Source organism: Streptomyces sp. NPDC092370, assembly GCF_044755265.1.
GTDB lineage: Bacteria > Actinomycetota > Actinomycetes > Streptomycetales > Streptomycetaceae > Streptomyces.
Genome location: NZ_JBIVQO010000002.1, coordinates 258,908 through 271,988, shown reverse-complemented (window position 1 = coordinate 271,988; position 13,081 = coordinate 258,908). Strand labels below are relative to the sequence as shown.

At 73.0% G+C, this 13,081-nt stretch carries 12 protein-coding genes and 3 pseudogenes; 10 read left to right on the top strand and 5 right to left on the bottom strand.

Annotated elements, in window-relative coordinates; all coding sequences use genetic code 11:
- Nucleotides 1-43: 43 nt before the first annotated feature.
- The 5 genes and pseudogenes from ACIQHQ_RS07850 to ACIQHQ_RS07830 form a co-directional block, all read left to right on the top strand.
- The gene (locus tag ACIQHQ_RS07850; protein WP_402610851.1) at nt 44-1,036 is read left to right on the top strand and encodes a zinc-binding alcohol dehydrogenase; all 993 of its coding nucleotides are present in this window, start codon (nt 44-46) and stop codon (nt 1,034-1,036) included.
- Nucleotides 1,037-1,194: 158 nt separating this feature from the next.
- On the top strand, nt 1,195-1,593 hold the full coding sequence (locus ACIQHQ_RS07845; RefSeq protein WP_402610850.1) for a 6-pyruvoyl trahydropterin synthase family protein: 399 nt from the start codon (nt 1,195-1,197) through the stop codon (nt 1,591-1,593).
- On the top strand, nt 1,590-2,795 hold the full coding sequence (locus ACIQHQ_RS07840; protein ID WP_402610849.1) for a glycosyltransferase family 4 protein: 1,206 nt from the start codon (nt 1,590-1,592) through the stop codon (nt 2,793-2,795). Before ACIQHQ_RS07845 ends, ACIQHQ_RS07840 begins: the two co-directional genes overlap by 4 nt.
- Nucleotides 2,792-3,940, top strand: a complete 1,149-nt coding sequence (locus ACIQHQ_RS07835; protein WP_402610848.1) for an SAM-dependent methyltransferase — start codon at nt 2,792-2,794, stop codon at nt 3,938-3,940. Before ACIQHQ_RS07840 ends, ACIQHQ_RS07835 begins: the two co-directional genes overlap by 4 nt.
- Nucleotides 3,937-5,004, top strand: a pseudogene (locus tag ACIQHQ_RS07830) (lysylphosphatidylglycerol synthase transmembrane domain-containing protein); the annotation flags it as partial. The gene ACIQHQ_RS07835 and the pseudogene ACIQHQ_RS07830, both read left to right, overlap by 4 nt.
- A gap of 143 nt (nt 5,005-5,147) precedes the next feature.
- Here the strand turns inward: ACIQHQ_RS07830 and ACIQHQ_RS07825 are convergent.
- Nucleotides 5,148-5,876 (bottom strand): creatininase family protein, encoded by a 729-nt coding sequence (locus ACIQHQ_RS07825; protein WP_402610847.1) that lies wholly within the window; start codon nt 5,874-5,876, stop codon nt 5,148-5,150.
- A gap of 41 nt (nt 5,877-5,917) precedes the next feature.
- Here ACIQHQ_RS07825 and ribA point away from each other — a divergent pair, with 41 nt between their 5' ends.
- From ribA to ACIQHQ_RS07810, 3 genes and pseudogenes are all read left to right on the top strand, one after another.
- The gene (ribA, locus tag ACIQHQ_RS07820; protein ID WP_248501678.1) at nt 5,918-6,577 is read left to right on the top strand and encodes a GTP cyclohydrolase II; all 660 of its coding nucleotides are present in this window, start codon (nt 5,918-5,920) and stop codon (nt 6,575-6,577) included.
- A gap of 77 nt (nt 6,578-6,654) precedes the next feature.
- On the top strand, nt 6,655-7,716 hold the full coding sequence (locus ACIQHQ_RS07815) for a saccharopine dehydrogenase (protein ID WP_402610846.1): 1,062 nt from the start codon (nt 6,655-6,657) through the stop codon (nt 7,714-7,716).
- Nucleotides 7,717-7,745: 29 nt separating this feature from the next.
- Nucleotides 7,746-7,925 (top strand): annotated as a pseudogene (locus ACIQHQ_RS07810) (saccharopine dehydrogenase); the annotation flags it as partial.
- Nucleotides 7,926-7,931: 6 nt separating this feature from the next.
- On the opposite strand, the gene ACIQHQ_RS07805 reads toward ACIQHQ_RS07810, so the two are convergent.
- Together ACIQHQ_RS07805 and ACIQHQ_RS07800 are read right to left on the bottom strand one after the other, a co-directional pair.
- Nucleotides 7,932-9,161, bottom strand: a complete 1,230-nt coding sequence (locus ACIQHQ_RS07805) for a serine hydrolase domain-containing protein (RefSeq protein ID WP_402610845.1) — start codon at nt 9,159-9,161, stop codon at nt 7,932-7,934.
- A gap of 227 nt (nt 9,162-9,388) precedes the next feature.
- Entirely contained in the window at nt 9,389-10,054 is a 666-nt protein-coding gene (locus ACIQHQ_RS07800; protein ID WP_402610844.1) for a TetR family transcriptional regulator, read from the bottom strand.
- A 120-nt stretch (nt 10,055-10,174) separates the two neighbouring features.
- Here ACIQHQ_RS07800 and ACIQHQ_RS07795 point away from each other — a divergent pair.
- Together ACIQHQ_RS07795 and ACIQHQ_RS07790 are read left to right on the top strand one after the other, a co-directional pair.
- Nucleotides 10,175-10,584: pseudogene (locus tag ACIQHQ_RS07795) on the top strand (shikimate dehydrogenase); the annotation flags it as partial.
- Entirely contained in the window at nt 10,527-10,979 is a 453-nt protein-coding gene (locus ACIQHQ_RS07790) for a hypothetical protein (RefSeq protein ID WP_402610843.1), read from the top strand. The pseudogene ACIQHQ_RS07795 and the gene ACIQHQ_RS07790, both read left to right, overlap by 58 nt.
- Here ACIQHQ_RS07790 and ACIQHQ_RS07785 read toward each other — a convergent pair.
- Both ACIQHQ_RS07785 and ACIQHQ_RS07780 read right to left on the bottom strand, forming a co-directional pair.
- A complete protein-coding gene (locus ACIQHQ_RS07785) occupies nt 10,966-12,432 on the bottom strand; it encodes a membrane-associated oxidoreductase (protein ID WP_402610842.1) in 1,467 nt (488 codons plus the stop codon). The genes ACIQHQ_RS07790 and ACIQHQ_RS07785 overlap by 14 nt on opposite strands.
- 59 nt (nt 12,433-12,491) lie before the next feature.
- Nucleotides 12,492-13,079, bottom strand: a complete 588-nt coding sequence (locus ACIQHQ_RS07780; protein WP_402610841.1) for a histidine phosphatase family protein — start codon at nt 13,077-13,079, stop codon at nt 12,492-12,494.
- Nucleotides 13,080-13,081 lie beyond the last annotated feature (2 nt).

The following is a 13,081-nucleotide window of genomic DNA, read 5'->3' as shown; positions in this document are numbered from 1 at the left end:
CCTCGGTACGCAAGCAGCTTCCCGATCGTTCAGGAGGACTTCGATGAAGCACACCGGACGGGCGTTCTGGATCGACTCGCCTGGGCGAGGCGCGATCCGGGACGTCACCCTGCCCGCGCCCGGCGAGCACGAGGTGCTGGTCCGCACGCTGTTCTCCGGCGTGAGCCGCGGCACCGAGACGCTCGTCTTCCGCGGTGGCGTGCCCGTCAGCCAGCACACGGCCATGCGCGCACCGTTCCAGGAGGGCGACTTCCCGGGCCCGGTGAAGTACGGCTATCTCAACGTCGGGGTGGTGGAGGAGGGGCCCGAGGAGCTCACCGGACGTACGGTGTTCTGCCTCTATCCGCACCAGACGCGCTACGTCGTGCCGGCCACCGCGGTCACCCCCGTCCCGGACACCGTCCCCGCCGAACGGGCCGTGCTCGCCGGGACCGTGGAGACCGCCGTCAACGCCCTGTGGGACGCCGCGCCCCTGGTCGGCGACCGGATCGCCGTGGTCGGCGGTGGCATGGTCGGCTGCTCGGTGGCCGCCCTCCTGGCCCGGTTTCCCGGCGCCCGCGTCCAGTTGGTCGACGCCGACCCGTCCCGCGCGAAGATCGCCGAGGCGCTCGGCGTCGGCTTCGCCACCCCGCAGGACGCCGACGGTGAGCGCGACCTGGTCGTGCACGCCAGTGCCACGGAACAGGGCCTCGCCAGGTCGCTCGAGCTGCTCACCGCCGAGGGGACCGTCCTCGAACTCAGCTGGTACGGCGACCGGCAGGTCAGTCTCCCGCTCGGCGAGGCCTTCCACTCACGGCGGCTCGTCATCCGCAGCAGCCAGGTCGGCACCGTCTCCCCGGCCCGCGCGAACCGTACCTACGCCGACCGGCTCGCCGTCGCCCTGGACCTGCTCGCCGACCCCGCGCTCGACGCCCTGATCACCGGTGAATCCGCCTTCGAGGACCTGCCCGAGGTGCTGCCCCGACTGGTCTCCGGCGAGGTCCCCGCGCTGTGCCACCGTGTCCGTTACGACGAGAACGATGGGCGCGTCGGCTGACGATTCGTTCCCTCCGGTACGACTTCGCCACGCCAAGAGCGCCTGACCTGAGAAAAGACGTACCGAAGGCTGAACAAGGGAAGGCAAGGAGCCGTACTACTCGGCATCCCCGGCACCCGGAGCGGGGAGCAGACGCGCCGCACCTGGAGGGTCGTCCGTTGTTCAGCATCACCGTCCGCGATCACATCATGATCGCTCACAGCTTCCGTGGCGACGTCTTCGGACCGGCCCAGCGCCTCCACGGCGCCACGTTCCTCGTGGACGCCACGTTCCGGCGCGAACAGCTGGACGAGGACAACATCGTCGTCGACATCGGGCTGGCCACCCAGGAACTGGGCGCGGTCGTCAGCGAGCTGAACTACCGCAACCTCGACAACGAGCCCGACTTCGCCGGAGTCAACACCTCCACGGAGTTCCTCGCCAAGGTCATCGCCGACCGGCTCGCCGAGCGCATCCGCAAGGGGGCGCTGGGCGAGGGCGCCAAGGGCATCGCGGGCCTCACGGTCACACTGCACGAGTCGCACATCGCCTGGGCGAGTTACGAGCGTGCGTTGTGACCGACACGACGATCGAACGGCCCGGGCAGCCCGGACCGGCACCGGCGCGGCTGAATTATGTTCCCGTGCAGCACGCCTCCCTGAAGAACGCCGAGATCATCCCCATGTCCCTGCGCACCGTGCACTTCGTGCTCCCGGGAGGCGTCGACGACCCGGCGGCACCCAGCGGCGGCAACGCCTACGACCGGCGCGTGTGCCTGGATCTGCCCGGCTTCGGCTGGCAGGTCACCCAGCACGCCGTGGCCGGTGACTGGCCCCGGCCGGGGGCCGACGCCCGCACGGAGCTCGCCCGCACCCTGAGCGGACTGCCCGACGGGGCCGTGGTCCTGCTCGACGGGCTCGTGGCCTGCGGCGTGCCGGAGGTCGTCGTGCCCGAGACGGAACGGTTGCGCATGGCCGTCCTCGTCCACCTCCCGCTCGGCGACGAAACCGGGCTCGACGCGGCCGTGGCCGCCGAACTGGACGCCAAGGAGCGGACGGTGCTGCGGGCGGTGCCCGCGGTGATCGCCACCAGCGACTGGGCGGTCCGCCGCCTGGTCGCCCACCACGGCCTCCCTCCCGAGCGGGTCCATGTCGCGGCCCCCGGCGCCGACATCGCACCGCTCGCGCCCGGCACCGACGGTGTCTCGCGCCTGCTGTGCGTGGCCGCCGTGACCCCGCGCAAGGGCCAGCACCGGCTGGTCGAGGCGCTGGCCACGGTGACCGACCTGCCGTGGAGCTGCGTGTGCGTCGGCGGTCTGACCCAGGACCCGGAGTACGTCGCCCATCTGCGGTCCCTCATCCGCAAGCACGGGCTGGAGGACCGGCTGGAGCTGGCGGGGCCGAAGTCCGGTGCCGCGCTGGACGCCAGTTACGCCACCGCCGACCTGATGGTCCTCACCTCCTACGCCGAGACGTACGGCATGGCGGTGACCGAGGCCCTGGCCCGGGGCATCCCGGTGCTGGCCACGGACGTCGGCGGGCTGCCGGAGGCGGTCGGCCGCGCACCCGACGGCGGGGTGCCCGGCATCCTCGTCCCGCCGGAGAACCCCGCCGCCATCGCCGCCGAACTGCGCGGCTGGTTCGGTGAGGTGGACGTACGACGCCGGCTGAAGGCCGCCGCCCGCAGCCGCCGCGCCGCCCTCGGCGGCTGGGCGACGACCGCACAGAGCCTGGCGGCCGTCTTGCGCCGGCTTCCGACCGGACCCCGGAGGGCCGCATGACGAACCCGGTGACGACCCAGCAGAGCGGCACGATCCCGGTCCAGCCCGGCCCGAGGGAGGTCACGGTGACGGACGACGTGACTCCCGGCACGGGGCCGGGAGTCACGCCCGGGTCCGGGCAGGCCGGGAACACCGTGCCCCCGGGCGGGAAGCCCGGGCCGGGGACGGCCGGTGAGGCCGTGCGGCCCGGGCCGGGCTCCAGTGTCGCGTCCGGTCCCGGGCAGGCACCCGGTGCCGTCATCCCCGGCGCCGGTCCCAGCGGCAAGCCCGGCTCCCGGCCGACCGTGAAGCTGCGGGAGGCCGACCCCGACGACCCGCCCCGCTACGCACCCGAGTGGCTGGAGTTGCGGGAGCCGGCCGATGCCGCCGCGCGGGCGCACGACCTGATCGACCCGCTGCGGATCCGGCTCGCCAACCTGCCGGGCAAGTCGGGCGGCGTCGTCATCCACGACCTGGGCTGCGGCACCGGTTCGATGGGCCGCTGGCTCGCGCCCCGCCTCGACGGCGCCCAGCACTGGGTGCTGCACGACCGCGACCCCTACCTGCTGCACTTCGCCGCCGTCGCCTCCCCGCGCTCGGCCGCCGACGGCAGCCGGGTCTCCGTGGAGACGCGGCGCGGTGACATCGCCCGCCTCACCCCGGACGCCCTGCGCGGCGCGTCCCTGGTCACGGCGTCCGCCTTGCTGGACGTCCTCACCCGCGAGGAGATCGACACCTTCGCCGCCGCGTGCGCCGGAGCCGGCTGCCCCGCCCTGCTGACGCTGTCCGTCGCCGGACGCGTGGAACTGACCCCGTCCCACCCGCTGGACGCGGAGATCGCCCAGGCGTTCAACGACCACCAGCGCCGCGACGGCCTGCTCGGCCCCGACGCGGTCACGGCGGCGGCCGAGGCGTTCTCCGAGCACGGCGCGACCGTACGGCTGCACCCGAGCCCCTGGCGGCTCGGCCCCGAGCAGGCCGCGCTCACCGAACAGTGGCTGCGCGGCTGGGTCGGCGCCGCCGTGGAGGAGCGCCCCGAGCTGAGGGCCGAGGCCGACGTCTACCTGGCCAACCGGCTGGCGGCCTGTGCCGCGGGCGAGTTGCGCGTGACGGTCCACCACATCGACCTGCTGGCCCTGTCGCGCCCGGTGGGCGGAGCGTCATGAGTCCCCAGGCGACGGGAACGCGTCCGCGTGCCACGCCCACCGCCACCCGGCCGTCCGCGACCGGCAGCGGTAGCCGTGCGCCCGAGCTGTCCGGTGCGGCGGGTACGGTCCGGGCCGAGGTGGTCGTGCCGCGCCCGGCCGCGGACGACGAGAGCGAGCCCGTCGCCTCGCACCCGGCCGGACCCGGCCGGACGACGCGCGGAGCCCCGTCGCCCGGCCCCCTCCGCTCCGCCCTGGCACGCCTCGGCTCCTCTAGCGTCCGCACACACCTCGGCACCCTCGCCGGAATCGCCATCCTGGGCGTCCTGTTCTGGCGGCTCGGTACCGGTGTCTTCCTGGACGGGCTGCGGCGCATCGACGGTGTGTCGCTGCTGCTGGCGCTCGGCATCGGGATCGTCACCACCGTGTTCAGCGCGTGGCGATGGGCGATCGTGGCCAGAGGGCTCAGGATCCGGCTGCCGTTCGGCCCGGCCGTCGCCGACTACTACCGCGCGCTGTTCCTGAACGCGGCCCTGCCCGGCGGCGTCCTCGGTGATGTGCACCGGGCCGTGCGGCACGGACAGAGCGAGGGGGACCTGCGGCGGGGCGTGAAGGCCGTCGTCCTCGAACGGGCCGCCGGGCAGATCGCGTTGTTCGCCGTGGGGGCCGTCGTCCTGCTGACGATGCCGTCCCCGGTGCTCTCCGAGGCCCGGCACATCGCCCTGCTCACAGGCCTCGCCGCCCTGGGCGCGGCCGCCGTCGTCCTCGCCCTGCGCATGAACCGTTCGGCGCCCTCCCGCCGGGGCCGCGCGCTGCGCGCCGCCCTCGTCGAAGCCCGCGAGGGGCTGCTGTCGCGGCGGAACGGGCCCGGAGTGGTTGTCTCCTCCGTGGTGGTGCTGGCAGGTTACGTCGCGATGTTCGTACTCGCCGCCCGCGTCGCGGGGACCGCCGCCTCCGTGGCCGTCCTGCTGCCCCTCGCGGTCCTCGCTCTGCTGGCAATGGGCCTGCCGCTGAACGTCGGCGGCTGGGGACCGCGCGAGGGCGTCACCGCCTGGGCGTTCGGCGCCGCCGGCCTGGGTGCCGGACGAGGGCTCACCGTCGCGGTCGTCTACGGGGTGCTCAGCCTCGTGGCGAGCCTGCCCGGCGTGATCGTGCTCGTCGCCCGCTGGTACGCGGGCCTGAGGGCCGGGTCCCGGGCCGTCCCCGGGGCCCCGGCGCCACAGGGTGACTACGCCTCGGAGGTCAGCATCGAGAAATACGCCCCGAAGGAATCCGCGAGGCTCGCCAGGAGTTCCTTCCCCTTTTCCGCCGAACCCAGTGAAGGACGGCCGATGACACCCGAATCGGTATAGCCCGACATGCCGAGGGTGAGCAGATGACGCCGGTCGTCAGCGACGAAATCGGAAGTCTCATAACCGGGTCGGAGCATTTCGGGATGAGCGTGCAGAAGGACGGAGGTCTCTATTTCCCCCGCATGCATGTCGGTGAGCAGCGAGGTGACCACACCCGCCCGTTCGCGCGCCGCCTCCCAGTCCTCCGGGGCGGGGAAGAGCGCCATCCGCTCGCCGCGGGCGGAGGATTCCTGAACCACGTTGCCCAGCACGTAGTTGCCGCCGTGCCCGTTGACCACCACCAGGGCGTCGACCCCGGACCGGCGCAGCGAAGCCGCAATGTCCCGTACCACCGCATGAAGGGTCACCGAGGAGATGCTCACGGTCCCCGGCCAGGCCGCGTGCTCGTGCGAACACGAGATCGTCACCGGAGGAAGGAGGTGCACCGGGTACGCGCCGGCTATCTCCCGCGCGACGGCACAGGCGACGAGCGTGTCGGTCGCCAGCGGGAGGTACGGACCGTGCTGCTCGAAGCTCCCCACGGGAAGCACCGCGACCTGCCGTGAGACACCGGCGCCCCGCGTCCGTACGTCTTCCGTGGTGTCCGCCGGCACCAGATCACTCATAACGTCACGGCCTTTCGTCTCTGCTTAGGAACTCGAGAATCATGACAGAAAAAATTGGCGTACTCGGCAAGAAGTCGACGCAGCGGACCGGCGTGGAACGCGTCGTGAATGCGCCCTTGCCCACCGTGTACGGGAAATTCCAGGCGGTCGGCTACCTGGACCACGACCGCGGTGACGAACAGGTGGCGCTGGTCTACGGAGAGATCGGCACGGACGACGTCCTCATCCGGCTGCACTCGGAGTGCCTGACCGGTGACGCCTTCGGCTCCCAGCACTGCGAGTGCGGTGACCAGCTGGACGCCGCCCTGCGCGCGGTCGTCGCCGAGGGCGCGGGCATCGTCGTCTACCTCAGAGGGCATGAAGGCCGCGGCATAGGCCTGCTCGCCAAGCTGCGCGCGATGGCCCTGCAGGCGGAGGGTCTGGACACCGTCGAGGCCAACCTCGCCCTCGGCCTGCCGGTCGACGCCCGTGACTACGGTGTCGCCGCCCGGATCCTGGACGACCTGGGCGTGCGGTCGGTGCGCCTGATGTCCAACAACCCGCGCAAGCGCGAGGCACTGGTGGACCACGGCATCACGGTCGCCGAGCAGGTCCCGCTGCTGATCCCGCCGTGCGAGAACAACATCACCTATCTGCGCACCAAGCGGGAACGCCTCGACCACCACCTGCCCCACCTGGACGCGGTGGTCAGCTCCTCCTGACGCGTACGCTTCGTGGACGTCCGCCCCTTGAGCGCCGGCCCTCAGCGGCCGGCGCCTCACCCGGAGGCCCACCTGGTATGACCGAGCTCCATCTGTGGCTGCGCCACGAGGACCGCACGACCGAGCGACGCACTCCGATCGTGCCCGACGACGCCCGGCGGCTCGTCGGGCACGGAGTGCGACTGACCGTGGAGGAGTCCCCGCAGCGGGTCTTCCCGATCGAGGAGTACGAGGCGGCCGGCTGCCGTGTCGCGCCCGCCGGCTCCTGGGTGACGGCGCCCAGGGACGCCGTCGTGCTCGGCTTGAAGGAACTTCCCGACCGCCCGGCCGAGCTGACGCACCGACACATCTTCTTCGGCCACGCGTACAAGGGCCAGCCGGGAGCGGCGGACCTGCTGGGCCGGTTCGCCGCCGGGGGCGGGGCGCTGTTCGACCTGGAGTACCTGGTGGACGACACCGGACGGCGCCTCGCCGCCTTCGGTTTCTGGGCCGGCTACCTGGGTGCGGCGTTGGCGGTGCTCCGGCACCGGGGCCGGCTGCGGTCACCGCTGACGCCGACCACCAAGGACGACCTGGACGAGACGCTGCGGCCCGCCGCCGGGGACCGCGAGTTCACCGGCCTCGTCATCGGCGCCCTGGGCCGCAGCGGCCGCGGTGCCCGCGCGGCCTTCACCGCCGCCGGCGTCGATCCGACCTGCTGGGACCTCGCCGAGACCCGGGACCTGGACCGCCCCGCTCTGCTGCGGCACGACGTGATGGTCAACGCGGTGCTCGCCACCACCCCCGTCCCGCCCTTCCTCCGCGAGCGTGACCTCGACACCCCCGGCCGCCGGCTGCGCACCCTGTGCGACGTGACCTGCGACGTCGGCTCCCCGCTCAACGTCCTCCCGGTGTACGACGACACCACCGACTGGGACGAGCCCGTACGGCGGCTGCGCGACGACCCCCCGCTCGACCTGATCGCCATCGACAACCTGCCCTCCCTGCTGCCCCTGGAGTCCAGCGCCGACTTCTCGGCCGCCCTGCTGCCCCAGTTGCTCGACTTCGGCGTCTTCGGGCCATGGGGACGCTGCCTGGAGCGGTTCCGTGAGGCCTCCCGGGCCCACGGCCTGGACAAGGGGGAGCCCTTTGACCACTGAACCGCGGCGAGCGGCACCGTCCACGGATCGAGGAGAGCGCGATGGCCCGCTGCGTCTCGCGGACCCTCGCGCTGGGCGTCCGGCACATCCTGGACGGCTCCCCGCCGCCCGGCCTGAACCGCGCCGCCGGGACGGCCGCCCGGTCCGAGGGGTGGCCGCGTGAACCGGCCCGTGACGGGGTCGGGTTCACGTTCCGCGTCGACCGGTAGCCGGCGTCAGTCCGACAGGGCCTCGTGCACCATCCGCTTGAGGTCCTTGAAGACCGTGTGGGAGGTCTTGGGCCGCACCTGCGTCATGAACTGCACCGTCAGGTCGCGGCCCGGGTCCACCCAGAACGTCGTCGTGGCCACGCCGCTCCAGCTGAAGGCGCCGAGCCCGGACGGCACCAGGGTGCGGGACGGGTCGATCACCACGGAGCAGTTGAGGCCGAACCCGAGACCGTCGTTGCCGGGTTCGTCGTGGGCGGGGCGGCTGCCGAAAGCCCGCAGATCGGCACCGCCGGGCAGGTGGTTGCGGGTCATCAGATCCACCGTCTGCGGCGTGAGCAGCCGCACGCCCTCGAGTTCGCCCCGGCGGCGCAGCATCTCCATGAAGCGGTGGTAGTCGTGGGCCGAGCACACCATGCCGCCGCTGCCCGACAGAAACCGCGGACGGCCGCGCAACGGGAGCCCCGGGATCGGCTCGATGCCGCCGCCCTCCTTCTCCCCGTACATCTCGGACAACCGGGCCGCCTGCGCGTCCGTCACATGGAAACCCGCGTCCGTCATGCCGAGCGGCCCGAAGATCCGCTCGGCGCAGAACGCGTCGAGCGGCTGCCCGGACACGACCTCGATGATCCGGCCCAGGACGTTGCTCGCCACCGAGTAGTTCCACTCGGTGCCCGGCTCGAACTGCAGCGGCAGGCTTGCGTACACCTCGATCGTCTCGGCCAGGTCCGCGCCCGGCGGCACCGACGACTCCAGACGGGCCTCGCGGTACAGGGCGTCGACGGGGTGGGCGTGGTAGAAGCCGAAGGTCAGGCCCGAGGTGTGGGTCATCAGATGCCGGACGAGTACGGGGCCGTCGGCCGGGCGGGTCTCGACGTCGGCCCCGGAGCCGCTGACGTAGACCCGCGGGTCGGCGAAGGCGGGCAGATGGTCGGCGACCGGGTCGTCCAGCGACAGCCGGCCCTCCTCCACCAGCAGCAGCGCGGCGACGGCGGTGACCGGCTTCGTCATGGAGTAGACCCGCCACAGTGTGTCGGGCTCGACCGGGAGCCCGGCCGCGATGTCGCGCAGCCCGTGCGTCGTGAGGTGGGCGACGCGCCCGGCCCGGGCTATGGAGACGAGGAAGCCCGGAAGGCGCCCGTCGTCGACCAGCCGGGCGAAGTGCCTGTCCAGGCGGCCCAGCACCTGCGGATCCAGCCCGGCCTCATCCGGATCGACCTCTTGTCGCAGCTGTGCCATGGCTCTTCTCCCGTCGCGCTCGTCGAGGTGAGATCCGGCATACCCCGCCCGGACCGCCTCAGACCCCATCGTGGTGCAGGAACGGTTCATGATCGCGCAGGACCACGTGAGCGACGGCCCTGGGGCCGGGGCGCAGGACCGAGTGCCGTTCCTCCAGTGTCCAGCGAGACACGGGACGGGCAGCGGGGGGCGGGTGCGCCGGAGTCAGGGGGTTCCGTCCCGGGCGTTCAGTGCGCCGTCCGCTCCGACGTCAGGTACGCGATCACCATGTCGCCCAGCATGGCGCGGTGGTGCGCGCGCTGCGCCCGGTCGAGCAGGTCGCGACCGAACAGCGCGCCGAAGGTGTGCCGGTTGGAGACCCGGAAGAAGCAGAACGAGGAGATCATCGCGTGCAGGTCGACGGCGTCGACGTCGGCTGTGAACAGGCCCGACTCGCGACCCGACGCCAGGATCCGGCGGATCACGTCCAGGGCGGGGGAGCCGATCTTCCCGAGCTTCTCGGAGCCGGCGATGTGGTGCGCCTCGTGGATGTTCTCGATGCTGACCAGGCGAATGAAGTCGGGGTGCTGTTCGTGGTGGTCGAAGGTCACCTCGACGAGCCGCCGGATGGCCGCGACCGGGTCCGAATGGTCGACGTCGAGGTGCTGCTCGGCTTCCCGGATCACGCCGTACGCCCGCTCCAGTACGGCCGTGAACAGCTGTTCCTTGCCGCCGAAGTAGTAGTAGATCATCCGCTTCGTGGTGGAGGTGCGGGCGGCGATCTCGTCCACCCGGGCCCCGTCGAAGCCGGCCCGCGCGAACTCCCGGGTGGCGACGTCGAGGATCTCGGCCCGGGTGCGGGCGGCGTCACGGATGCGTTCGCCAGGTCGTGCCGGTTCTTCGACGCTGGTCATCAGGTTCCTTCGGGCAGGGGCCGGTGCCGGTGATTCCAGAAGCACGGGGGGCCTCCGGTGGGTCTTCCTGGGCCCGTGCTCGGCCGGCATGACCAACGTACTGGTTCGTACATGAGTCTCGAGGGCGGCCGGGCCGTCGGCCACACCACGGACGTCACCGGTGTCGCCGCGCCCTTCGTGCGGGCTGCCCGACGCGCCGCTGGAGCGGGTCGGGCAGCTGGACGCCGGAGCCCACGCCGTGCTCACCCCTCGGCGCCGGGAGGGCCACCGTCGTCGACGCCCTGCCCGAGCGGGCCGCAGTCCTGGCCGGAGCACGGAACCGGATGTCCGGGGCGGGTCGTGCGCTCGCCGCCTCGCCGGACCGGCGGGCCGAGCCGTTCGCGCACGCCGACGGCATCGTCCACGCCACACCCACCGGCATGGCAGCCCATCCGGGCCTGCCTCTGCCCGCCGTCCTGGTCCACTGCGGGCTGTGGGTGTCCAGGAGAGCGTCACCGTTGCCGACCCCTACGGACCGACGCGCAGCCGCGCCGTCACCACCCCGACGGCAAAGTCCGGATCCGCCCTCACCGTCGGCGCCGCGCCCACCGACGTCCCCGTCCACGCTCAGCACATCGCCCTGGCAACCGACGCCGTGGGGTCGCCGCCGCGCGCCGCTTCCGGACCGCGGGCGGCAGCCTGCTGCCCGCGTCCCGGCGAACTACCACGACGACCTCGCCGCGGTGGGCTGGAGACCTACCGCGCCCTCGGCATTCTCCGAGACCGCGACGTCCACGGCGTCTTCCGCCACCGCTGCACCCGCACCGTCGGCCGGGTCCTGCCCGAGCCGGCTCAGCGCGACGGCGGTTACCGGGGCTACGGCGCCGCCGACGCCCCGGTGCGGCCGGCCGCGCGGCACGCGGTGCGGGCGCTCACTGGCGGCTGACGGTCCGGGTGATGCCGGTGACGACGGTGGTGGCGAGGATCCAGCCCGTGAGCACGAGGGCGTAGGAGAGCCACTGGTACCAGCCGGTGGGGGCGAACGCGGCCTCCTGGCCGAACGAGATCACCGGCAGCAGCAGGTCGAGGGTGTAGAAGACCGGGTTGAACCGGGGGGCCTCGTCCGCCTTGAGCGGCTCGGGATGGTGCAGGGCGTAGGCGAGGGAGCCGATCACCAGCAGCGACACCAGCCAGCCCGCGGCCCGCAGGGGGCGGAAGCCGTAGCCGACGGTGGCGTCCTGCACATGGCCCCACAGCCGGCCGTACCAGGCCAGGGTGCCGCGCCGGCGGCGCTGCTTGGCGAGCTGGACGAGGCGGGCGGCGGGATCGTCGCCGATCCTGCGGTAGGCGGCGGTCAACTGCTCGTAGGCGTGCGGGACATAGCCCTCGCCGTCCCGCTCCAGCATCACCAGGCGCCGCTCGGCGGGCTCGTGCGGGGTGAGGGAGGTGTAGACGAGACTGTTGAGCAGGACCTCCTCCGGGACGACCTCCGGCTCCAGGAAGAGCACGTCCAGCTGGGCACGGCGCAGGTTGAGGGTGCCGGCCATGGGAGGGCTCTTGCGCAGCCAGAGTTCCCCTATGGCGCAGCTGCTGGCCCGCAGCGCCGCGTCACCGGGGTTCGCCAGGCGGGCGTGCGACAGGTCGAGCCGGCCCGCGATCCGGGCGCCGCGCAGTCCGATCCAGCCCAGGACGTCCGCGTCGCGCAGCAGGGCGTCGCCGTCCACCGTGAGCGTCTCCGCGTCGAGGGCGACCTCTCCGGCACCCGCCTCCAGCCGCGCGCCGTTGAGGTCGACGGTGCCGGCGACCGACGCGCCCGTCAGCCGCACCTCACCGCGCGTCCGCAGACCCGGCGCCGACAGGCCGTCCCCGACGGTCACGTGGTTGAGCTGGAGCGCGGGCTGGCCGGAGGGCGGTTCGTCGATGGCGGCACCGTCCATGAACAGCGCGCCGGAGATCTGCGCGCCGCCGAGCCGCACGGGCCCCTCGAACAGGCAGCCGGACATGCGCAGCACGCCCTCCACGCGCAGGGTGGCGGCGTCCAGGCCGGGCAGGGCGGAGCCGCGCAGGTTCAGCTGGCGCAGCCGCGCCGCGTACAGGACGGGCACGTCCTCGAAGAAACAGTCGCTGAGGCGCACGGCGTGGTCGACGTCGGCGTACTGGAGGTTCAGCGCCCCGGTGATCCGCGCGCCGGCCAGTCTGAGGGCGGCCGTCTCCCCGTCCTCCTGCGGGGCGCTGAGCAGCAGGGCCCGCACCACGGTCGCCCGCAGGGTCCGTTCGGGGCCCCAGTCGGCGCCGCGCGCGGGATCCTCGTCCGCCGGTCCCCGTAAGTCGACGTCCTCCCCGCGCGCGAAGGCGCGCCACACCCGCTCCTCGGCGGGCGTCATGTTGTCGATCTCCATCAGCGGGGACTCTGGCGCCCCCGGCCGGAGGCTGTCAACCCGCCTCCGGCCGGGGCCTGTTACGCCCTGGTGTTCCACTCCGCGATCACGGGCCGGCCGTGTTCGGTCGACAGCCGGCAGACCGTGCCGGTCTCCAGCCGGAACAGCCGCCCCTCCGCCGGGGACAGACCCAGCCGGCGGGCCGTCACGACGCGGAGGAAGTGGCCGTGGGCCATCAGCATCACGTCGCCCTCGGGCAGCGCCTTCGCCGCCCGGGCCAGGACCCGGTCGGCCCGCTCGCCGACCTCCTCGGGGGATTCGCCCGGTTCGCCGTCGGGGCCGGGCGGGCCTCCGTCGGTCCACAGGTCCCAGTCGGGGCGGGTGCGGTGTATCTCCTCGGTGGTGACGCCTTCGTAGGCGCCGTAGTACCACTCGTGCAGGTCCGCCTCCCGCACGGCCCCCGTCAGGCCGGCGAGTTCGGCGGTGCGCACCGCGCGGGCGAGCGGGCTGGTGAGGACCAGCGCGAAGGAGCGGTCCGCGAGGAGCGGGGCGAGCGACTTGGCCTGTTCCTCACCGTTCGGGGTGAGGGGCAGGTCCGTGAAGCTGGTGTGCTGTCCGCTCCGGCTCCACTCCGTCTCGCCGTGGCGGACCAGCAGCAGATCACCCACGT

Excerpts from the sequence above, each read along its gene's own strand:
- ACIQHQ_RS07805 (WP_402610845.1), bottom strand. The coding sequence starts at position 9,161 with ATGGCACAGCTGCGACAAGAGGTCGATCCGGATGAGGCCGGGCTGGAT.
- ACIQHQ_RS07815 (WP_402610846.1), top strand. The coding sequence starts at position 6,655 with ATGACCGAGCTCCATCTGTGGCTGCGCCACGAGGACCGCACGACCGAG.
- ACIQHQ_RS07835 (WP_402610848.1), top strand. The coding sequence starts at position 2,792 with ATGACGAACCCGGTGACGACCCAGCAGAGCGGCACGATCCCGGTCCAG.
- ribA (WP_248501678.1), top strand. The coding sequence starts at position 5,918 with ATGACAGAAAAAATTGGCGTACTCGGCAAGAAGTCGACGCAGCGGACC.
- ACIQHQ_RS07825 (WP_402610847.1), bottom strand. The coding sequence starts at position 5,876 with ATGAGTGATCTGGTGCCGGCGGACACCACGGAAGACGTACGGACGCGG.
- ACIQHQ_RS07785 (WP_402610842.1), bottom strand. The coding sequence starts at position 12,432 with ATGGAGATCGACAACATGACGCCCGCCGAGGAGCGGGTGTGGCGCGCC.
- ACIQHQ_RS07800 (WP_402610844.1), bottom strand. The coding sequence starts at position 10,054 with ATGACCAGCGTCGAAGAACCGGCACGACCTGGCGAACGCATCCGTGAC.
- ACIQHQ_RS07850 (WP_402610851.1), top strand. The coding sequence starts at position 44 with ATGAAGCACACCGGACGGGCGTTCTGGATCGACTCGCCTGGGCGAGGC.